This is a genomic window from Enterobacter cloacae complex sp. P43RS, from assembly GCF_014930585.1.
GTDB lineage: Bacteria > Pseudomonadota > Gammaproteobacteria > Enterobacterales > Enterobacteriaceae > Enterobacter > Enterobacter bugandensis.
In genome coordinates this window covers 1-566 of the sequence record NZ_JADBRJ010000029.1, presented here as the reverse complement: position 1 = coordinate 566, position 566 = coordinate 1, and the positions used below count along the sequence as shown (strand labels likewise).

At 53.2% G+C, this 566-nt stretch carries 1 rRNA gene; it reads left to right on the top strand.

From position 1 onward, the window contains the following. Positions 1-20 precede the first annotated feature (20 nt). Positions 21-566, top strand: a 23S ribosomal RNA gene (locus tag IM294_RS21985); the annotation flags it as partial.

Below are 566 nucleotides of genomic sequence, written 5' to 3'. Positions count from 1 at the left end.
GAAACATCTTCGGGTTGTGAGGTTAAGCGACTAAGCGTACACGGTGGATGCCCTGGCAGTCAGAGGCGATGAAGGACGTGCTAATCTGCGAAAAGCGACGGCGAGGTGATATGAACCTTTGACCCGTCGATGTCCGAATGGGGAAACCCAGTGTGATTCGTCACACTATCGTTAACTGAATACATAGGTTAACGAGGCGAACCGGGGGAACTGAAACATCTAAGTACCCCGAGGAAAAGAAATCAACCGAGATTCCCCCAGTAGCGGCGAGCGAACGGGGAGCAGCCCGGAGTCTGAATCAGCTTGTGTGTTAGTGGAAGCGTCTGGAAAGTCGCACGGTACAGGGTGACAGTCCCGTACACGAAAATGCACAGGTTGTGAACTCGAAGAGTAGGGCGGGACACGTGGTATCCTGTCTGAATATGGGGGGACCATCCTCCAAGGCTAAATACTCCTGACTGACCGATAGTGAACCAGTACCGTGAGGGAAAGGCGAAAAGAACCCCGGCGAGGGGAGTGAAAAAGAACCTGAAACCGTGTACGTACAAGCAGTGGGAGCACCTTCG